This window comes from Lutibacter sp. (genome assembly GCF_041562875.1).
Taxonomy (GTDB): Bacteria; Bacteroidota; Bacteroidia; order Flavobacteriales; family Flavobacteriaceae; genus Lutibacter.
Genome location: NZ_JBFFOE010000012.1, coordinates 1 through 20,483 on the forward strand (window position 1 = coordinate 1; position 20,483 = coordinate 20,483).

Consider the following 20,483-nt stretch of genomic DNA (forward strand, 5'->3'; position numbering starts at 1 on the left):
CTTTAAATACAATATTTTTACCTACTGCATTTGCTCCTGCTGCTCTACCTCCTTTATTTGAGTGTGTTCCTAAAGGAAAATAGTCAAATTCATTAGTTTGTAAATTTTTAATAGAAACATTATCACCCGCTGCAAACACATTTTTTATAGATGTTTCCATTCTTTCATTCACTATTAACGCACCATTTTCAATATGCTTAGCACCATTTTTAAGTAATAATTCTGTGTTAGGTTTAATCCCAACACTCATAATTACAAAATCGGTTTTTACAGCTTCTTTTCCTTCAATTTTAACTGCTATTATTTTTCCAGTTTCATCTAATTCAAATTCTTTTACAATGCTTGAAGTTAACACGTCTATTCCTTCACTTTTGAAAATTGTTTCAGCAAAATTCGCAAACTTTGACTGCCACATATTTAAAATTTGATGATCACCTTCAATTAATGTCACTTTTTTACCAGCTTCATGTAAATTTTCAGCAACTTCAATACCAATTAAACCAGCTCCAATAATTGTAATATTTTTAGAAGAACTTGCCAAACCTTCCTTCATAATTTTATCAAAATCAACCATTGATCTACATGTTGACCAATTTGTTGCAAATTTTATATTCTTAATAGGAGGCACAATAGATTTTGCTCCTGTTGTAAAAATTAACTTATCGTAACTATAATCGTTGTTTTTAGAATAAACTATTTTTTTATCAGTATCTATATTAATAATTTCCTCATTAATTCTTACATCAATATTAAATCTGTCCTTCATTAATTGTTGATCTACCACAATTAAATCCTTACGGTTTTCAATAATACCAGAAAAAGCATATGGCATACCACATGTAGCATAACTAATATTTTCTCCTTTTTCAAAAAGTAATATTTCTGCATTTTCATTTTCTCTTCTTGCTTTAGCTGCAGCAGAAGGGCCTGCAGACAAACCACCAATTATTATTATTCTTTCCATTTAGTTTTCTTAAATTTTATGCAAATTTTCAACAATTTTATAAGGTACATTGTAATTATTATTACAATAACATTTTTATTTAGCTACTAACTAATTTGTATGTTAAAAAACACTTCATTTTGAATTCAATTATTATTAAAATGATTTAATTGATTCAAATACTATTCAGTACATTTTCTTATATTTGCATTTCTAAAAAACGAAGCGAGAACCTATGTTTAATAATTTAAGTGATAAATTGGATAAAGCCTTTCATATACTGAAAGGACACGGAAAAATTACTGAAGTAAATGTTGCTGAAACACTAAAAGAAGTTCGTAAAGCACTTTTAGATGCCGATGTTAACTTTAAAATAGCGAAAAACTTTACTACTACTGTTAAAGAAAAAGCGTTAGGACAAGATGTATTAACTACATTAAATCCTGGACAATTAATGGTGAAAATCGTAAAAGATGAGTTAACCAATTTAATGGGAGGAGAAACCGTTGGTATAAACCTATCTGGCACACCAACAGTTATTTTAATGTCTGGTTTACAGGGTTCTGGTAAAACAACATTTTCTGGTAAGCTTGCTAATTATTTAAAAACTAAAAAATCCAAACAAGTATTATTAGTTGGTTGTGATGTCTATCGTCCAGCTGCAATAAACCAATTACAAGTTGTTGGAGAACAAATTGGAGTTGAAGTATATGCTGAAGTTGGAAATCAAAATCCGGTTGAAATTTCACAAAATGCTATAAAACATGCAAAAGCTACTGGCAAAAATGTAGTAATTATAGATACTGCAGGTCGTTTAGCTGTTGATGAGCAAATGATGGCTGAAATTTCTAACATCCATAAAGCTGTTAATCCACAAGAAACATTATTTGTTGTGGATTCAATGACAGGACAAGATGCGGTTAATACAGCAAAAGCATTTAATGATATTTTAAATTTTGATGGAGTTATCCTTACAAAATTAGATGGTGACACACGTGGTGGAGCTGCTTTATCTATAAAATCTGTTGTAAACAAACCAATTAAGTTTATTGGTACTGGTGAAAAGATGGAAGCTATTGATATTTTCCATCCAGACCGTATGGCTGAACGTATTTTGGGAATGGGTGATGTTGTTTCTTTAGTAGAACGTGCCCAAGAACAATATGATGAAGAAGAGGCTCGTAAAATTCAAAAGAAAATTGCGAAAAATCAGTTTGGTTTTGATGATTTCTTAAAACAAATTCAGCAAATCAAGAAAATGGGAAACATGAAGGATTTAATGGGTATGATTCCTGGAGCTGGAAAAATGATGAAAGATGTTGATATTGATGACGATGCATTTAAAGGAATTGAAGCCATTATTCATTCAATGACACCAACTGAAAGAAGTGAACCAAATGTAATTAATGCTATGCGAAAAAAGAGAATTGCAAAAGGTTCTGGTACCTCTATACAAGAAGTAAATCAATTGCTAAAACAATTTACTCAAATGAGTAAAATGATGAAAATGATGCAAGGAGGCGGTGGCCGACAAATGATGCAAATGATGAAAGGAATGGGTAAATAAATTACGAAAGGCAAACTAATAAATTTGCCTTTTTTTGTACTTAAAATATTTTTAAAATGATTTTATTAGACGGAAAAAAAACATCAGGAGATTTAAAAATTGAAATTGCTGAATCTGTAAAGCAATTAAAAGATCAAGGTAAAAAAACACCTCATTTAGCTGCAATTTTGGTTGGTACAGATGGAGCAAGCATGACTTATGTGAATGCTAAAGTAAAAGCTTGTGAATTAGTTGGGTTTAATTCAACATTAATTGACCTTCCTGAAAATACTTCTGAAGAAAAACTATTACAGGAAATAGAAAAATTAAATAACGATAATGATATTGATGGTTTTATAGTTCAATTACCATTACCAAAACATATTGATGAACAAAAAGTTTTAATGGCTGTAAATCCAGATAAAGATGTTGATGGATTTCATCCAACAAACGTTGGTAAAATGACATTAGATTTACCTTCTTTTTTACCAGCAACACCGTTTGGTATTTTAGAATTATTAGAACGTTACAATGTTGAAACTTCAGGAAAACACGTTGTTGTTATTGGAAGAAGTCACATTGTTGGTCGTCCAATGAGTATTTTAATGAGTCAAAAACGTAAAGCTGGTGATGCAACAGTTACCGTGGCCCACAGTAGAACAAGAAACTTAAAAGAACTTACATTACAAGCTGATATTATTGTTGCAGCATTAGGTATTCCAGAATTTTTGACTGGAGATATGGTTAAAAATGGTGTTACTATTATTGATGTTGGAATCACAAGAATTGCTGACGCTTCCAAAAAAAGTGGTTACCGTTTGGCTGGTGATGTTCATTTTGAAAGTGTAAGCCCAAAATCCGCTTATATAACTCCTGTTCCTGGTGGCGTTGGACCAATGACAATTGCTATGCTTATGAAAAACACTTTGTTAGCTTGTGAAAGGAAATAAGTATTAAATTTTAATAAATTATTTTTTTAGGGCGTTACCTTTCAGGTCGTGCTATCACTACTCGCTTTTTTATAGTTAAAAATAACTATTAAAAGAGCTCAAACATATCGTTCTATCACTAACGCAACATTCAATGCTTGTTTAAAAATTATTGATTATTTAATAATAGTAATATTATAAATTCCTCAGTTTCAAAAATGTACTAGGAGATTGCCCCATAATAATTTTAAATTGCCTATTAAAATTAGACATATTATTAAAACCGCTTAAAAATGCAACATCTGTAATACTTTTATTTTCATCTTCTAATAAAATTTTACAAGCATTACCAATTCTTATTTCATTTAAAAATTGAAAATACGTTTTATGGGTTACCTTCCTAAAATAACGACAAAAAGCAGCTTTATTCATATTAATTGATTCAGCTACTTTATCTAAACAAATAGATGAATCATTAAAGTTGTTAATTGAATAGTCATACACTTTTTCAAGACGACCTTTTTGCAAACTTATAGAATTTACATAACCTGAACTAGCTATAAAATCGAAACCATTGTCAATTTCTAAAAGATTTAATAAATCAAAAAAAAGTGTTATCCTTTTATAGTTACTGCCTTCATTTATTTCTTTCATTAACTTAAATATCTCCTCATTACTTTTAATATTATTAAAAACCATTCCTCTTTTCCAATTATTAAACAAATTATTTATTGACTTAAATTCTGGAATATTTTTAATCATTGCATTCACAATTTCTACTGAAAAATGAAGAACGTAGGCATCTATAACTTTGTCTGGGTGGTCTTCAGAGTTTAATTTAGGAACAAACATATGTGGTAAATCTGCACATAAAAGAATAAGTGTACCTCCTTGATATGGAATTATTTTATCCCCAACATAAGCTGTTCCTGAATTTTTCACAAAATAAAGGACCTCATATTCTTTATGATGATGCCATAAACTATAGGCCTGAGGGTAAATTCTAGGATGTATAATAAATGACTTTTGTATAGAGTGATTTATTTTATTTAATAATATAGACTTCATAATAAATTAAACTTTTCATTAATACATACCTCCAAAGCAAATATTATATTACAATCTGCAAACAATCTTCTTTTTCACGCTTAAAAATCACAATATCTTTACGAAATCGATTTCGTATAATTATTAACTATAACCAACTAATTGATTTATTGTAAATATAACAAAAAACCATAGATTCCATTAAATATAATACAATGTAGTATTTATTCTATTGAAAGAAAATAAAACATTATTTTATTTTGAAGAAATGATAACCAAACCATCTTTCTAAATAAAGCAAGAATGGTAAAACAAAACCACCAATAAAACAATAGGTTTTAAAATTGGAATTGTACTAATAAAAATTCAGGAAAGACGATTTGATTAAAAATTGTTAAACCTAAATTTATAAGCTCTTATTAAATTCAAAATAAAGGAATTAAAATAAGAATCAAACTAATATTAACCAAATATATAAATTATTATGAGTTTATCAATTCAAGCCCTTTTAGCTTTCTTTCCAATTCTTTTGGCGGGTATTTTACTCGTTGGTTTACGTTGGCCTGCAAAAAGGGCAATGCCAATAGTATTTTTAGCAACATTTATTATTGCTTTATTTGCTTGGGAAATGCCTATTAACAGAATTTTCGCTTCAACACTTCAAGGATTAGGTGTTACAGCTTCAATCTTATGGATAATTTTTGGAGCCATTTTATTATTAAATACATTGAAACATTCGGGCGCTATTAAAGTTATTCGTGCCGGTTTTACAAATATTAGCACAGATAGACGCGTTCAAGTTATTATTATTGCTTGGTTATTTGGAAGTTTTATTGAAGGAGCATCGGGTTTTGGAACACCTGCAGCAATTGCAGCACCTCTATTAGTTGGTTTAGGTTTTCCTGCATTAGCTGCTGTAATTGTGGGTATGATGATACAATCTACGCCAGTATCTTTTGGAGCCGTTGGAACACCAATAGTAATTGGTGTAGATGCTGGTTTAAAAACAAGTGAATTATCAACACAATTACTTCAGGCTGGTACCAGTTGGGATCAATTTTTAATGCTAATTACTTCCGAAGTTGCAATTATTCACGCAATTATTGGAACTTTAATTCCATTGTTTATGTGTATCATGTTAACACGATATTTTGGAAAAAACAAATCTTGGACTGAAGGATTATCTATTGCTCCCTTTGCGATTTTTTCAGGATTAGCGTTTACCATTCCTTATGCATTGACTGGAGTATTTTTAGGCCCAGAATTCCCATCAATTATAGGAGCACTTGTTGGGTTAATAATTGTAGTTACAGCAGCAAAAAAGAAATTTTTAGTACCTAAAGATACTTGGGATTTTGAGCCTTCAGAAAATTGGCCTTCATCTTGGTTAGGAGATATAGAAGTAAAACTAGAAAGATTGGCAGGAAAAACCTCACAATTATCATTAGCAAAAGCATGGCTTCCTTACCTTTTAGTTGCCATATTCTTAGTACTTAGCAGAATTCCTCAGTTAGGTATTAATACCGCTTTAAAATATGTTACACTCACATTCAAAGATATTTTAGGAGAAGTAGGCATTAGCACTTCATTCTCTCCATTATATTTACCTGGTGGTATTATGATTATGGTGGTTTTAATCACTTATTTTTTACACAAAATGAAGACAAAAGAACTAACTCAGGCAATTGGAGAGTCTTCAAAAACCTTAATAGGTGCAGGTTTTGTATTAGTATTTACAATACCTATGGTAAGAATTCTAATTAATTCTGGTGTAAATGAAATGGGGTATTCAAGTATGCCAATTGCTATGGCCGAATGGGTTGCTGCCACCGTTGGAGGAGTTTATCCTGCTTTTGCAGCTTTAGTTGGAGCATTAGGAGCATTTATTGCAGGTTCTAATACAGTTTCAAATATGATGCTCTCCCAATTTCAGTTTTCAACAGCAACTACTTTAGGCTTAACAGGTTCAGTTATGGTTGCTCTTCAAGCTGTAGGAGCTGCTGCAGGAAATATGATCGCTATTCATAATGTAGTAGCGGCCTCAGCAACGGTTGGAATGCTTGGAAGGGAAGGTATTATTTTACGAAGAACTATTTTACCCACCCTATATTATGTTATTTTTGCCGGAATTATTGGTTTAATTATGCTTTATGGAATGGACATTACAGATCAATTAACAGTTTATTTGAATTCATTAAAATAAATTAAAAATGTTAGAGGAAAATTATCAATTATTTTTTAATCAAATTTCTAAAAGAATTAGTTCAGAAAGAATTTTCACAGATAAAGCTAGTACGTTAGCTTATGGAACTGACGCTAGTTTTTATAGATTGATTCCAAAAATTGTAATTCAATCTAAATCTATTGAAGAAATAACTTTTTTGCTTAAAGAAGCTAATAAATTAAACTTACCTGTCACTTTTAGGGCGGCAGGTACTAGTTTATCTGGACAAGCAATTTCAGATTCTATCCTAATTTTAACATCTAAATATTGGACTGATTATGAAGTTCTTGATAATGGAAACAAAATAAAGTTACAACCAGGTGTTATTGGTGCTAAAGCAAATGTACTTTTAAAACCTTTCGGACGTAAAATTGGGCCAGATCCAGCTTCAATAAATTCAGCCATGATTGGCGGTATTGCAGCTAATAATGCCAGTGGAATGTGTTGTGGAACTGCACAAAACTCCTATAAAACATTAGAAAGTTTAAAAATAATATTTTATGATGGTTTTGTACTAGATACAAGTAGTTCTGAAAGTATTGAAGCTTTTAAAAAACATCATGCCAATATATACAATAGTGTTGTTGACATAATAAATGAAACACAAAGCAACCAACAATTAGTAGAACGTATTCATCATAAATATAAAATGAAGAATACGACGGGATATAGTTTAAATGCGCTGGTAGATTACACCAACCCAATTGATGTGATTACACATTTAATGATAGGCTCCGAAGGTACCTTAGGAATGATTGCTGAAATCACATACAATACTGTAGAAGATCACGCTTTTAAAGCAAGTGCATTGATGATTTTTGAAAATATTGAAATGGCGTGCAACGTGGTTTCAATATTAAAGTCTTCACCAGTTGCTGCTGTAGAATTAATGGATAGAGCCAGTTTAAAATCTGTAGAAAATATGGATGGTGTACCAAACTACCTTCCAACATTAAGCTCATGTGCTTCAGCTGTTTTAGTTGAAACTGTAGCACCCAATAAAGAACAATTATTGTCACAAATTATTAAAATTGAAAAAGCAATTCATCACATAGAACCAGAATTACCATTTAAATTTACAGAAGATTCATCATTATACAATCAATATTGGAAAATAAGAAAAGGATTGTTTCCAACGGTTGGCGCCATGAGAAAAATTGGTACAACAGTTATAATTGAAGATATTACATTTCCAGTCCCAAGATTAGCCGCAGGAACTTTAGATTTACAAGCTTTATTTAAAAAATACAACTATAATGAAGCTGTAATTTTTGGTCACGCCTTAGATGGAAATTTACACTTTGTTTTTACGCAAGATTTTGGAATTGCTTCTGAAGTTAAACGATATGAAGCTTTTATGGATGAATTAGCAATTTTGGTTGTTGATACATATGATGGTGCACTAAAATCCGAACATGGTACAGGAAGAAATATGGCGCCTTTTGTAGAAAAGGAATGGGGTTCTGATGCTTATAATTTAATGAAAAAGATTAAACAAATTTTTGATCCAAAAGGAATTATTAATCCTGGAGTAATAATTAATGATGATAAAAATGTTCATTTAAAAAATTTAAAACCATTACCTAAAGCTGATAATCAAATTGATAAATGTATAGAATGTGGTTTTTGTGAACCTTACTGCGTTTCAAACAATATTGGTTTTTCTCCTCGACAACGAATTGTTTTACATAGAGAAATGAGCCGATTGGAAGCGGAAGGCTTTTCAAAAGAAGCAAAAGAATTTGAAAAATCCTTTGAATATGGTTTTGACTCCATGTGTGCTACAGATGGTTTGTGCAAGCTGGCCTGTCCTGTTAAAATTGATACTGGAGATTATGTAAAACGTATTAGGGCTAAAAAGCTATCAGGTAATAAAATTGCTAAAATGGTTGCTAACAATTTAGGCATAACTACAAAAGTTATTCGTGCAGGCTTAAAGGTAAGTCATGCAATTTCAACTATTATTGGAGATAAGAGTTATAATAAATTGGTAGGAGCCGCAACTTCACTTATAGGGCAAAAAGCTGAATGGAATGAATATACCCCTAAAGCAACTCGTATTAAAAAAACAATTCCAGCTCAATTAAAACCAAACGCATTAAAAGTGGTTTATTTTACCAGTTGCATAAACAGAACTATGGGAGCTTCAAACACATATACTGATGAAGATACTGTTTTTAATAGAACTGTTTCAATTTTAAACAAAGCTAATTGCGACATTATATACCCAGAAAATGCTACTGATTTATGTTGTGGTCTGGCTTTTAAATCACAAGGGTTTGCTGAATCCGCAACTTTAGCATCTAATAAATTATACATTAGTTTAAAAAAAGCAAGTAATAATGGAGAGTATCCAATTGTATGTGATATGAGTCCCTGTTCTATGCAAATGAAAGAATCCATGGAAGGTTCTTCATTAAAATTATTTGATATCGTCAATTTTACAACTACCTATTTATTAGATCGTTTAGTTTTTACTCCTGTAAACAAAGAGGTTGCTGTATTCTCTGTATGTAGTTTAAAGAAAATGGGGATTGATGAGCAATTGTATTCAATTGCGAAATTATGTTCTACAAAAGTATATACACCTAAGACTAATTGCTGTGGCTTTGCAGGTAATAAAGGTTTTATGTTTCCTGAACTAAATGAACATGGATTAAGAACCTTAGATGAACAAATTCCTGAAAGCGTAACACAAGGGTATGCAACAAGCAGAACTTGTGAAATAGGATTAAGTAAACACAGCAAAACAGATTTTAAATCAATTGTCAATTTAATTGACTTAGCAACAAAACCAAAAATTAATTAACAAACTTTAAATAATGAAAAATTACATTCTTTTATTTTCCTTTTTAGCACTTTTTTTAGTGCCAAACACTTCTAATTCACAAGAAGAAGAAAAAGTAACTGTTAAAATTAGTGGTCATGTTTGGACCGAAAGCATTTTTGATACAAGACAAACTGTTTCTACCAGAGATGGTGATGTTCTCTTATTTCCTGCCAATGAAGTATTAGATGCAAATGGTGAAGATATCAATGCAAAATCGAATTTCAACATGTTAAATATACACTCAAGAGCTAGACTTAAAATAACTGCTCCAAGCTTTTTAAATGCCAAAGTTTCTGGTTTAATTGAAGCAGATTTTGTTGGATCATCACAGGATCATATTGGGTTATTGCGTTTGAGACATGCAATGGTAAAATTAAATTGGGAAAAAAGCGAATTATTGGCAGGTCAATATTGGCACCCAATGTTTACTACAGATGTCTATCCGCAGGTAGTATCTTGGGGAGCAGCAGTGCCTTATTTTCCTTTGGAAAGAAGCGCCCAAATACGCTATAGTTATGGTGTATCAGCTAATTCTAAATTTTCAATTGCAGTATCTACACAGTTAGATTTTAAATCAACAGGGCCAAAAGGAGCTTCAGCAGATTATATGAGAAATTCTTCAGTACCTGAACTAAATGCAACTTATGTTTTGGGATTGAAATCTAATTTTTTGATTGGTGCTAATGTGGGTTATAAAACACTAAAACCACAATTATCATACACAGTTGGAACATCAACTTACAAATCTGAAGAAAGTATTGGTAGTTATCACTTAAATTTATTTAGTAAAATAAAAATTGATAAAGCAGCTATCAGATTGGGTGCTTTATATGGTCAAAATTTGTACGAATTTGTAATGTTGGGAGGTTATGGTGTTTCTGGAACAAATAGTGAAGGTGAAGATACCTATACAAATATTACAACTGGTAGCTATTGGTTAGATGTTGACTCTGGTTTATTTGGAGAAAAAATTACTTTAGGACTTTTTGCAGGCTATACTAAAAATTATGGATCGGATGATCCTATTACGGGGCCTATTTATGCAAGAGGCGGTATTGACAATAGTTACCGAATTTCACCAAGAATAGTTTATGGAGCAGGTAATGTCAGATTTAGATTTGAAGTATCTCATGATACTGCTGCTTATGGAACTCCAGATGCCAATTACAAAGTTCAAAATACCAATAATGTAAGTAATACAAGATTTGTTTTTGCAACTACATTGCATTTTTAAGCGTAAATTTAAAAACTTACTATAGCTAATTCAAAATAGCAAAATATAGATCATTAAAATATATTCCAAATGAAACGAGCATTACAAATTTTGAAACACAAAGGAATGAAATTAATGGCGAACAGCAACTGTTACCGCTAAAAAATAAAATTTAAACAGATGAAAGTAGGTCTTTTTATACCTTGTTATATTAACCAACTATATCCAAAAGTGGGTATTGCAACTTTAGCGTTATTAGAGAAGTTGGGCGTAGAAGTATATTATCCAATAGGTCAAACTTGTTGTGGGCAGCCACTGGGAAATTCGGGGTATGAAGAGAATGCTAAAGGAGCTTGTCAGGTTTTTGTAGAAAATTTTAAAGAATATGATTATATCGTTGGCCCTTCAGGAAGTTGTATTCATCATATTAAAGAACATTTCGATATTTTAGAGCAAACAGATGCCGTTAAAAATGTGAGGAATAATTCTTACGAATTGTGCGAATTCATTGTCAAAATATTGGGCAAAACAAATTTAGGAGCTTCATTTCCTTATAAAGTTGGGCTGCATAAAAGTTGTCATGGATTAAGAGGTTTAAAATTGGGATCTTGTTCTGAAAGAATGGATGCTTATTATTCCACTGAAGAAGAATTATTAAAAGAAGTTAAAGGAATTGAACTGATGTCTTTAACAAGGAAGGACGAATGTTGTGGTTTTGGAGGAACATTTTCAGTTTTCGAAGAAGCCATATCCGTAAAGATGGGTAAAGACCGTATTCAGGATCATTTAGATAATGGTGTTGAAGTGATAACAGGAGCGGATCATTCTTGTTTAATGCATTTGGATGGGTTATTAAATAGAAATAATCAACCAATAAAAGTAATGCATATTGCCGAAATTTTAAATAGTAGTATTTAGTTATGAGTCATTCCGAAAAAGCAGCAATATTCAACAAAAATGAAGCAAAGGTTAATTGGCATGATAAAGCTTTATGGTTTGTTAGAGAAAAAAGAGATACAGCTGCCCATAAAGTTAAAGGATGGGAGTATTTAAGAGAGTTAGCCTCTGTAATAAAAGCCAATGTATTATCTAATTTAGATAACTATTTAATTGAATTTGAGACCAATGCAGTTAAAAATGGAATTAAAGTTCATTGGGCTTCAAATGCTGAAGAACACAATAAAATTGTTCATAGCATCCTTTCTGAAAATAATGCCACAAAAATTGTTAAAAGTAAGTCAATGCTTACTGAAGAATGCCATTTAAATCCTTATTTAGAATCTAAAGGTATTGAAGTAATTGACACAGATTTAGGAGAACGCATTGTTCAATTAGCCAAAGAAACTCCTAGCCATATTGTCTTACCAGCTATCCATAAAACAAAAGAAGAAGTTGATGAATTGTTTCAAAAACATTTAGGTACAAAACCAAGTAATGGGAATCCTGAATATTTAACTAATGAAGCAAGAAAACATCTTAGAAATAAATTTCTAAACGCTGATGTAGCAATTACAGGTGTAAACTTTGCTATTGCAGAAACAGGAGGGATTGTAGTCTGTACAAATGAAGGAAATGCAGATATGGGAGCACATTTAGCAAAGGTGCATATTGCTTGTATGGGGATTGAAAAAATTATTCCTAAAGAAGAACATTTAGGCATTTTTTTACGTCTTTTAGCACGAAGTGCAACCGGACAACCTATCACAACATATTCTTCACATTTCAATAAACCTACATTAGGAAATGAAATGCACATTGTTATTGTAGATAATGGTAGAACTGAGCAGTTAAGTCGTGAAGATTTTAGATCGTCATTGCATTGTATTCGTTGCGGAGCTTGTATGAATACTTGCCCTATATACAGAAGAAGCGGAGGTCATAGCTATGATGCAACCATTCCAGGACCAATTGGTTCTATTTTATCTCCAGGAAAAGATTTAACAAAACATAGTTCACTTCCTTTTGCCTCTACTTTATGTGGTTCTTGCACAAATGTTTGTCCTGTAAAAATTAATATTCACGAGCAATTATATAAATGGAGACAACTAATAGTAAAAGATGTTAAACAACCACTCATAAAAAAAACAGTATTAAAAATAATGGGTAAGGTTTTAGCGCGACCTAAATTATATGCTATATTTGGAAAATCTGCAAGATGGATGCTTACTTATGCACCTAGATTTATAGTCTATTCTAAGTTGAATGCTTGGGGAAAATCTAGAGAGCTTCCAAAAATTGAAAACGGAAACTTTGATCAATGGTATAAAAACAGAAATAAAAATGGGTAGAGCATCAATTTTAAAGTCGATTAAAGAAAATAAACCAGCATTTATATCAATCCCAGAAATTGATATTGATTTTTTTAAAGAGGAAATAGATTTCTTGGAAACCTTTAAAAATAATGTTGAATTAGTTGGAGGAAATATAACCGAGTTAAGCGAACTGAAACACCTAAATACTGAGATTAAAAATAAATATCCCAAAGCAAAAAGAATTGTTTCGGATATTTCAGCATCCAATTTAGGGACTATTTCAATCACAAAAGAAACTGATCCACACACACTTGAAAATGTGGATTTGGCAATTATAAAAGCAGAATTTGGAATTGTTGAAAATGGATCAGTTTGGATTTCTGAAGATTATTTTCCAATAAGAATATTACCATTTATAACAAATGATTTAGTAATTATTCTATCAAAAAAAGAGTTGTGCTTACATATGCATGATGCCTATAAAATTATTTCTGACAGAGAACGAACTTTTGGTCTTTTTATTTCAGGACCTTCAAAAACCGCCGATATAGAACAATGCTTGGTTATTGGAGCTCAAGGAGCTATGAGCTTAACAATATTCCTTGTTTAAAACTATTTCTATTTAAAAATCTAAGTTATATATCTTTTTTAGAATACTATTTTACCTGTAGAAACTAAAATTTACACTTCTATATTTTTTCGTCCTCTTCCCTATTTACCAAGCCAATAGAAAAAGCAGGTAAACAAACTGCTATATACTCACACTCAGTATCAAACGGATTTGAATATTTAATTTTAACCCCTTTGCTTATTTTAATAGATTGTCCTGCTTCTAAAGTAATAAGTTCTCCATCAATATTTATTTGCTTTTTCCCTCTAATAATATAGGTGTATTCATCAAATTTTGGAGTTTGAAAAGGCTCACTCCAACCTGCAGGGGCAATCATATGTGCCAAACTTAACTCTCCATTTTCAGTAGTATGTCCAAAGTGTTCTTCAATTAACTTTCCATCGGTTGTTGGAATCACAAATGGTGATTTTTGTATTTTATATTTCTTCATAGTTCAAATTTATAAATTATTAATTAAATCCACTACTATTATTTTAAAATCATATTTTATAAAAATCTCATTTTAAATTCGTAAATTAGAGTACTATTTCAACCCTATTCTTAAAATTAATTTTAAAAGTAGTTAAAAATGAAACTAACATTTTTAGGTGGTGCAGGAACAGTAACTGGTTCTAAAACTCTATTAGAAAGCAATTACACTAAAATACTGATAGATTGTGGCTTGTTTCAGGGATTAAAAGAATTACGTTTAAAAAATTGGGAACAACCTCCCATAAATCCCAATGAGTTAAGTTTAGTAATTTTAACTCACGCTCATTTAGACCACTCTGGATATTTACCAATATTAGTAAAAAACGGGTATAAAGGAAAAATATATTGTACGAAGGCGACTAGAGATTTGACCGAAATTATTTTATTAGATAGCGGAAAAATTCAAGAAGAAGATGCCCGAAGAGCTAATAAATATAATTATACAAAGCACAACCCAGCTATACCACTGTATGATATTGAAGATGCTAAAGATGCAATTACTCACTTTGAAACTTTTGAAACCAACAAATGGCATATTATTAATGGTGAAATTAAATTCAAATTTGTAAATAGTGGTCATATATTAGGTAGCGCATTTGTTGTAATAGACATTAAAGGAAAAAATCTTGTCTTTTCAGGTGATATTGGTAGAAAAGAACCAATCCTTTTACCTCAGTACGAATATATTGAGCACGCTGATTATTTGGTAATTGAATCTACTTATGGAAATAGATTGCACAGAAAAATTTCAATTACTGATGAATTACTTAGGTATATAAAACTTACGTATTCAAAAGGAGGAATTTTAGTAATCCCTACATTCTCAGTTGAAAGAGCCCAAGAAATTATTTATTTGCTAAGTCTTTTAAAACGTAAAAATAAGCTACCTGAAATTCCTATTTACTTAGATAGCCCAATGGGTGTAAATGCAACAGAAGTATATTTTAAGTATAACAATTTGCATAAGTTAACACAAGAAGACATAAAAAGTATGATTTCAACTGTCCAGTTAATAAGTGATGTAAATGCTTCCAAGGCTGTTGTAAATGATAAAAACCCTAAAATTGTTTTGGCTGGAAGTGGCATGATTTCAGGCGGAAGAGTTCTACATTATTTAGATAAACTTATTTCTGATGAAAAGAACAGTATTTTAATTGTAGGTTTTCAAGCAGAAGGAACTAGAGGTAGATCTTTAATTTCCGGTGAGTCTGAAATAAAGTTTTTCGGTAAATTTTATAAAGTGAATGCTGAAATATTTAAAATTAACGATTTTTCAGGTCACGCAGATCAGGGTGAATTATTAGACTGGCTGCAACATTTTAAAGCACCTCCAAAACTAACTATTATTAACCATGGAGAGCCGCATCAAAGTCAGGCGCTTAAAGTTAAAATTAAAACAGATTTAAAGTGGGTTTGTACGGTAGCGAAAATGAACAAAGAATACAATTTAGAAAATTAAATTTTCCTAAAATAGCATTTCCTACAAAAAAATGTTAGGATTATTTAAATTAGTATAACAAAAAAAAACGTCTAAAAGTTATTTTTAGACGTTTTTAATTTTATAATTTTTTAGCGTTTTTAACTTTTTGTTTTGTTAAAGCTAACTCTATAACTTCTTTCATTTCAGAAACATATTTAAATGTTAGTCCTGTTAAATAAGATTGCTTAATTTCTTCAACATCTTTTTTATTTTCAACAGAAAGAATTAACTCTTTTATATTTGCTCTTTTTGCAGCTAAAATTTTCTCTTTTATTCCTCCAACAGGCAATACTTTTCCTCTTAGCGTAATTTCGCCTGTCATTGCTAAATGAGCTTTCACTTTTCTTTGAGTAAATACTGATACTAAAGATGTTAACATAGTAATACCTGCACTTGGCCCATCTTTAGGAGTTGCACCCTCTGGAATGTGCATATGTACTTTATATTCTTCTAATACTTTACTATCTATTCCAAAATCACTTGCATTTGCTCTAATGTATTCCATAGCAATTGTAGCTGACTCTTTCATTACATTACCAATATTTCCTGTAATTGTAAGACCTGCTTTCCCTTTTGAAATGATAGATTCAATAAATAAAATATCACCACCAACACTTGTCCACGCCAAGCCAGTTACAACACCCGCAACATCATTACTTTCATATTTATCACGTTCTAAATGTGAAGGCCCTAAAACTTTTTCAATAATTTCATTGGTAATTTTAACTTCATACGTTTCCTCCATTGCAATAGATTTTGCAGCAAAACGAACCATTTTAGCTATTTGTTTCTCTAAACCTCTCACTCCAGATTCTCGTGTATAAGCTTCCACAATTTTTTCTAACTGCTTCTTCCCTATCAATAAATGTTCTTTTGTTAATCCGTGTTCTTTTAATTGCTTTGGTAACAAATGACGCTTTGCAATTTCAACTTTCTCTTCAATTGTATAACCAGAAACATTGATAATTTCCATTCTATCTCTTAAAGCCCAAGGAATCGTTGACAAACTATTTGCTGTTGCTACAAAAAGCACTTTAGAAAGATCATAATCTTTTTCTAAATAATTATCATAAAAAGTAGTGTTTTGTTCAGGATCTAACACTTCTAACATTGCTGAAGATGGGTCTCCACTATGACTAGAAGACGCTAATTTATCAATCTCATCTAGCACAAAAACAGGATTTGAAGTTCCAGCTTTTTTAATGTCTTTTATAATTCTACCTGGCATTGCACCAATATATGTTTTTCTATGTCCTCTAATTTCAGCTTCATCACGAAGACCACCTAAAGACATTCTTACGTATTTTCTTCCTAAAGCTTCGGCAATTGATTTTCCTAAAGAAGTTTTACCAACTCCAGGAGGTCCGTATAAACAAATTATAGGCGATTTCATATCTCCTTTTAATTTTAATACTGCCAAATGCTCAATAATACGCTCTTTAACTTCCTCTAAACCAAAGTGATCTCTATCTAATATTTTTTGAGCACGCTTTAAATCAAATTTATCTTTTGAATATTCATTCCAAGGTAAATCTAACAACAAGTCCAAATAATTTCGTTGAACAGAATATTCAGCGGCTTGCGGATTCATACGTTGCAAACGACCTAATTCCTTATCAAATGTATCTTGAATATCTTCATTCCATTTTTTAGATTTAGACTTTACACGCATTTCCTCCAATTCCTCATCATACGAAACACCACCTAATTCTTCTTGAATTGTTTTTAATTGCTGATGCAAATAATATTCGCGCTGTTGCTGATCCATATCAGAACGTGTTTTAGACTGAATAACATTACGTAATTCTAAACGCTGCAACTCAGCATCCATCTTTTTTAACGTGAGTAAAGCTCTTTCTTTTAAATTTTTAGTTTCTAATAATTCTTGTTTCTCAGCTACTTTTAAATTCATATTAGAAGAAACAAAATTTATTAAAAATGGATTACTCTCAATATTTTTAATAGCAAAAGAAGCTTCTGAAGGTAAATTTGGGTTTTCTTTAATAATTCGAACAGCCATTTCTTTAATAGAATCTATAATAGCTTCAAATTCAGGTTCCTTTTCTTCAGATCTATCTTCAACATGTGCTTTTGTAGTTGCCTGAAAATAAGGCTCTTCTTGCACAAAAGTATCAATCTCAAATTGTTTTTTACCCTGAATAATAACTGTTATATTTCCATCAGGCATTTTAAGCATTCTTAAAATGCGTGCAACAGTTCCCACTTTATGAATATCATTAATTGTAGGGTCTTCTATTCCTTCATTTTTTTGAGCTACAACTCCAATTATTTTATTGCCTTTATTTGCATCTTTAATTAATTGAATTGATTTATCTCTCCCTGCGGTAATTGGAATTACAACACCCGGAAACAATACAGTATTACGCAATGGTAATATTGGTAAAATGTCAGGAATTTCTTCATTATTTATTTCCTCTTCGTCTTCAGGAGTCATTAAAGGTATTAAATCAGCATCTTCATCTAAAATGTGCTGTAATGACATATTGTCTAATTTTAAAAATTTTGAACTACTCATAGATTTTATTTGGTCATTTTGTCATTAAACAATTCTATATCCTAGAAAATATTTAAACAAAAAAAAATTATTAATCTGATTATCAGTGTTATATATTTATAATAAATATATTCTCTTCAATTAAATTTCAATTGTTATGCCAAATAAGATTATATGAAACACTATTTTTTTTAGTAACTTTATATAAAACTGTAACAGTTTATAATTAATAATGTCTTTTAAATAGAAATCAACTTTTGGAAGTACAAATTCAACATAATAATCAACTAGTAGAACGTTGTAAAAAAGGAGATAAAGCTGCTCAATTTACAATCTACAAACAATACTATAAAGCAATGTATAATACTGCTTTTAGAATTGTAAATGATAGTTTTGAAGCGGAAGATATAATGCAGGAATCATTTTTAGCAGCTTTTACAAAACTAGAATCTTTTAGTGAAACTGTAACTTTTGGAGCTTGGCTAAAAAGAATTGTAATTAACAAAAGCCTAACTGCTTTAAAAAATAACAATAGACTAAATACTGTTCCTATAGAGAAAGTAGTAATAAATGAAGTTGAAGAAGAACAACAAGATTATAGCATATTGAAGGTAAGTGAGATTTTAAACAAAGTTTCACAACTAAAAAATAATTATAAAGTGGCTATCACCCTAAACTTAATTGAAGGATATGATTATGAAGAAATAGCTGAAATTATGGATATAAGTTATGAAAATAGCCGAACAACCATTTCAAGAGCAAAAAATAAATTAAGACAACTTTTATCTCAATAAAAATGAAAGATAATTTAGAAAATATATTTAAAAATTTAGAGAATCAGTTTGATATTGAAGAACCAACTATTGGGCATTTTAACAGATTTGAAGCTAAATTAAATAACTCCTCAACTACTAAAAAAAGTTATCGACTATTTTCATATGTTGCATTTGCTGCTTCTGTAGTTTTACTATTTGGTTTTTGGCTTGGTGCTTCGTTTTCAAATAAAGGAATGGAATTAGCTGGAATTTCAACAGAAATGGAAGAAACTCAAAATTATTTTGTTTCAGTTATTAAAACTGAACTTTCTACCATTGAAAATGAACGTAATAGTACTACAGAAAAGCTAATTAATGATACTCTTGAACAGTTAAAAAAATTAGAAACTCAATACACTACACTTACTTTAGAGCTCAAAGAAAGTACTGAAGATAAAAGAATCATTTATGCAATGATTTCAAATTTTCAACAGCGTATTACTATTTTACAAAGCTTATTAGATCAAATTGAAGATGTTAAACAATCAAAAAAACAAAACGATGAAAACTATGTATAAAATACTATTTATTCTTTTTCTTATACCACTTACCATTACGGCAACTGAGAAAAACGGAAAATATACCAAGTCAAAAACAATAAAAAAAGAATTTAAAGTAACTAATGATGCTACATTAAATGTAAATAATAAATATGGAAACATAGTTATTGCCACTTGGAATGAAAACAAAATTATTATTGATGTTACTATTACAACTAATGGAAATAACGAAGAAAAAGTAAAAAAACGCTTAGAACAAATTGATGTAGAATTTAACTCAAATACTAATTATGTTTCTGCTAAAACTATGATTGAAAAAAATTCAAGTTCTTGGAATATTTGGGGAAAAAATAATAATGTGAATATGCAAATAGATTATGTTATTAAAATGCCCGTTGCAAACAATGTAGATTTAAGCAATGATTACGGGTCAATTAGTTTGGATAAGCTTGAAGGAACCTCTAAAATTAATTGTGATTATGGAAAAATAAATATTGGTGAATTATTAAATAGTTCTAATTATATAAATATAGATTATACAAATAAATCAACCATTGAATTTATGAAAGATGGTGAAATTAATGCTGACTATTCTACGCTTCATGTTGAAAAATCTGGAAGAACTAAATTAAATGCCGATTATTCACATATCTCTTTTGGAATGTTGGTTGACTTAAATTACAACTGTGATTATGGTGATTTAAAAATTGAAGATTGTGGAAACTTAACAGGGAATAGTGATTATATGCATACTACAGTAGGTATTTTAAGAGGCTCAGGCGATTTTGATTCAGATTATGGTTCTTTAAAAATAAATGAATTAGGTGAAAATTTTAAAAATCTAAAAGTTGGGTCTTCTTATACAAGCTTGAAATTTGGTTTAAACCCAAATACTTCTTTTAATATTATTGCATCTTTAAATTACGGAGGATTAAAATATGATAATGGGTTTACTTTTAATAAAGAAATAACAAAATCTACTTCAAAGCAATATGAAGGCTATTATAATTCATCTAATTCAGCAAATACTATTACAATAAAATCAAGCTACGGAAGTATAACTTTTACTAACAATTAAAAAATTTAA

The 20,483-nt window shown here is 30.3% G+C and carries 16 protein-coding genes; 12 read left to right on the top strand and 4 right to left on the bottom strand.

The genetic code is table 11. The features are described from left to right. On the bottom strand, nt 1–964 hold a 964-nt coding region (locus ABY863_RS03125), incomplete at its 3' end, for an FAD-dependent oxidoreductase (RefSeq protein ID WP_372792804.1). Nucleotides 965–1,178: 214 nt separating this feature from the next. On the opposite strand from ABY863_RS03125, the gene ffh reads away from it, so the two are divergent. Further along, on the top strand, nt 1,179–2,510 hold the full coding sequence (ffh, locus tag ABY863_RS03130; RefSeq protein WP_372792805.1) for a signal recognition particle protein: 1,332 nt from the start codon (nt 1,179–1,181) through the stop codon (nt 2,508–2,510). A gap of 56 nt (nt 2,511–2,566) precedes the next feature. Next, nucleotides 2,567–3,439 carry a bifunctional 5,10-methylenetetrahydrofolate dehydrogenase/5,10-methenyltetrahydrofolate cyclohydrolase gene (locus ABY863_RS03135; RefSeq protein ID WP_372792806.1) on the top strand — a complete coding sequence of 291 codons (873 nt, stop codon included), beginning with the start codon at nt 2,567–2,569 and terminating at the stop codon, nt 3,437–3,439. A 174-nt stretch (nt 3,440–3,613) separates the two neighbouring features. On the opposite strand, the gene ABY863_RS03140 is transcribed toward ABY863_RS03135, so the two are convergent. Then, on the bottom strand, nt 3,614–4,486 hold the full coding sequence (locus tag ABY863_RS03140; RefSeq protein ID WP_372792807.1) for an AraC family transcriptional regulator: 873 nt from the start codon (nt 4,484–4,486) through the stop codon (nt 3,614–3,616). A 463-nt stretch (nt 4,487–4,949) separates the two neighbouring features. Between ABY863_RS03140 and ABY863_RS03145 the strand changes: the two genes are divergently transcribed. From ABY863_RS03145 to ABY863_RS03170, 6 genes are all read left to right on the top strand, one after another. After that, on the top strand, nt 4,950–6,668 hold the full coding sequence (locus ABY863_RS03145; protein WP_372792808.1) for an L-lactate permease: 1,719 nt from the start codon (nt 4,950–4,952) through the stop codon (nt 6,666–6,668). 7 nt (nt 6,669–6,675) lie between these two features. Then, nucleotides 6,676–9,498, top strand: coding sequence for an FAD-binding and (Fe-S)-binding domain-containing protein (locus ABY863_RS03150; RefSeq protein WP_372792809.1), 2,823 nt, complete (start codon nt 6,676–6,678; stop codon nt 9,496–9,498). A 13-nt stretch (nt 9,499–9,511) separates the two neighbouring features. Further along, the gene (locus tag ABY863_RS03155) at nt 9,512–10,753 is read left to right on the top strand and encodes a hypothetical protein (protein ID WP_372792810.1); all 1,242 of its coding nucleotides are present in this window, start codon (nt 9,512–9,514) and stop codon (nt 10,751–10,753) included. Between the two features lie 159 nt (nt 10,754–10,912). Further along, nucleotides 10,913–11,650 (top strand): (Fe-S)-binding protein, encoded by a 738-nt coding sequence (locus ABY863_RS03160; RefSeq protein ID WP_372792811.1) that lies wholly within the window; start codon nt 10,913–10,915, stop codon nt 11,648–11,650. Between the two features lie 2 nt (nt 11,651–11,652). Beyond that, nucleotides 11,653–13,020: a lactate utilization protein B gene (locus tag ABY863_RS03165; RefSeq protein WP_372792812.1), complete on the top strand. Its 1,368-nt coding sequence runs from the start codon at nt 11,653–11,655 to the stop codon at nt 13,018–13,020. Beyond that, nucleotides 13,013–13,594 carry a lactate utilization protein C gene (locus ABY863_RS03170; RefSeq protein WP_372792813.1) on the top strand — a complete coding sequence of 194 codons (582 nt, stop codon included), beginning with the start codon at nt 13,013–13,015 and terminating at the stop codon, nt 13,592–13,594. The genes ABY863_RS03165 and ABY863_RS03170 overlap by 8 nt, the downstream gene beginning before the upstream one ends. A 79-nt stretch (nt 13,595–13,673) precedes the next feature. Here the strand turns inward: ABY863_RS03170 and ABY863_RS03175 are convergent, their stop codons facing one another. Continuing rightward, nucleotides 13,674–14,045, bottom strand: a complete 372-nt coding sequence (locus ABY863_RS03175) for a cupin domain-containing protein (RefSeq protein ID WP_372792814.1) — start codon at nt 14,043–14,045, stop codon at nt 13,674–13,676. A gap of 138 nt (nt 14,046–14,183) precedes the next feature. Here ABY863_RS03175 and ABY863_RS03180 point away from each other — a divergent pair, with 138 nt between their 5' ends. After that, the gene (locus ABY863_RS03180; protein WP_372792815.1) at nt 14,184–15,545 is read left to right on the top strand and encodes an MBL fold metallo-hydrolase RNA specificity domain-containing protein; all 1,362 of its coding nucleotides are present in this window, start codon (nt 14,184–14,186) and stop codon (nt 15,543–15,545) included. 100 nt (nt 15,546–15,645) lie between these two features. Here ABY863_RS03180 and lon read toward each other — a convergent pair whose 3' ends face one another. Beyond that, nucleotides 15,646–18,102, bottom strand: a complete 2,457-nt coding sequence (gene lon, locus ABY863_RS03185; RefSeq protein ID WP_372792816.1) for an endopeptidase La — start codon at nt 18,100–18,102, stop codon at nt 15,646–15,648. 236 nt (nt 18,103–18,338) lie between these two features. On the opposite strand from lon, the gene ABY863_RS03190 reads away from it, so the two are divergent. Genes ABY863_RS03190 through ABY863_RS03200 form a run of 3 tightly spaced genes read left to right on the top strand, consistent with a single transcriptional unit; the run spans nt 18,339 to nt 20,474 of the window. Next, nucleotides 18,339–18,875: an RNA polymerase sigma factor gene (locus ABY863_RS03190; protein ID WP_372792817.1), complete on the top strand. Its 537-nt coding sequence runs from the start codon at nt 18,339–18,341 to the stop codon at nt 18,873–18,875. 2 nt (nt 18,876–18,877) lie between these two features. Further along, the gene (locus ABY863_RS03195) at nt 18,878–19,414 is read left to right on the top strand and encodes a hypothetical protein (protein WP_372792818.1); all 537 of its coding nucleotides are present in this window, start codon (nt 18,878–18,880) and stop codon (nt 19,412–19,414) included. After that, nucleotides 19,398–20,474 carry a hypothetical protein gene (locus ABY863_RS03200; protein WP_372792819.1) on the top strand — a complete coding sequence of 359 codons (1,077 nt, stop codon included), beginning with the start codon at nt 19,398–19,400 and terminating at the stop codon, nt 20,472–20,474. Before ABY863_RS03195 ends, ABY863_RS03200 begins: the two co-directional genes overlap by 17 nt. The last annotated feature ends 9 nt before the right edge of the window (nt 20,475–20,483 follow it).

What these genes read in the sequence shown, in the direction of transcription:
- ABY863_RS03160 (WP_372792811.1), top strand. Translation starts at nt 10,913, where the DNA reads ATGAAAGTAGGTCTTTTTATACCTTGTTATATTAACCAACTATATCCA.
- ABY863_RS03165 (WP_372792812.1), top strand. Translation starts at nt 11,653, where the DNA reads ATGAGTCATTCCGAAAAAGCAGCAATATTCAACAAAAATGAAGCAAAG.
- ABY863_RS03195 (WP_372792818.1), top strand. Translation starts at nt 18,878, where the DNA reads ATGAAAGATAATTTAGAAAATATATTTAAAAATTTAGAGAATCAGTTT.
- ABY863_RS03170 (WP_372792813.1), top strand. Translation starts at nt 13,013, where the DNA reads ATGGGTAGAGCATCAATTTTAAAGTCGATTAAAGAAAATAAACCAGCA.
- ABY863_RS03180 (WP_372792815.1), top strand. Translation starts at nt 14,184, where the DNA reads ATGAAACTAACATTTTTAGGTGGTGCAGGAACAGTAACTGGTTCTAAA.
- ABY863_RS03145 (WP_372792808.1), top strand. Translation starts at nt 4,950, where the DNA reads ATGAGTTTATCAATTCAAGCCCTTTTAGCTTTCTTTCCAATTCTTTTG.
- ffh (WP_372792805.1), top strand. Translation starts at nt 1,179, where the DNA reads ATGTTTAATAATTTAAGTGATAAATTGGATAAAGCCTTTCATATACTG.
- ABY863_RS03175 (WP_372792814.1), bottom strand. Translation starts at nt 14,045, where the DNA reads ATGAAGAAATATAAAATACAAAAATCACCATTTGTGATTCCAACAACC.
- ABY863_RS03155 (WP_372792810.1), top strand. Translation starts at nt 9,512, where the DNA reads ATGAAAAATTACATTCTTTTATTTTCCTTTTTAGCACTTTTTTTAGTG.
- lon (WP_372792816.1), bottom strand. Translation starts at nt 18,102, where the DNA reads ATGAGTAGTTCAAAATTTTTAAAATTAGACAATATGTCATTACAGCAC.
- ABY863_RS03140 (WP_372792807.1), bottom strand. Translation starts at nt 4,486, where the DNA reads ATGAAGTCTATATTATTAAATAAAATAAATCACTCTATACAAAAGTCA.
- ABY863_RS03150 (WP_372792809.1), top strand. Translation starts at nt 6,676, where the DNA reads ATGTTAGAGGAAAATTATCAATTATTTTTTAATCAAATTTCTAAAAGA.
- ABY863_RS03200 (WP_372792819.1), top strand. Translation starts at nt 19,398, where the DNA reads ATGAAAACTATGTATAAAATACTATTTATTCTTTTTCTTATACCACTT.
- ABY863_RS03135 (WP_372792806.1), top strand. Translation starts at nt 2,567, where the DNA reads ATGATTTTATTAGACGGAAAAAAAACATCAGGAGATTTAAAAATTGAA.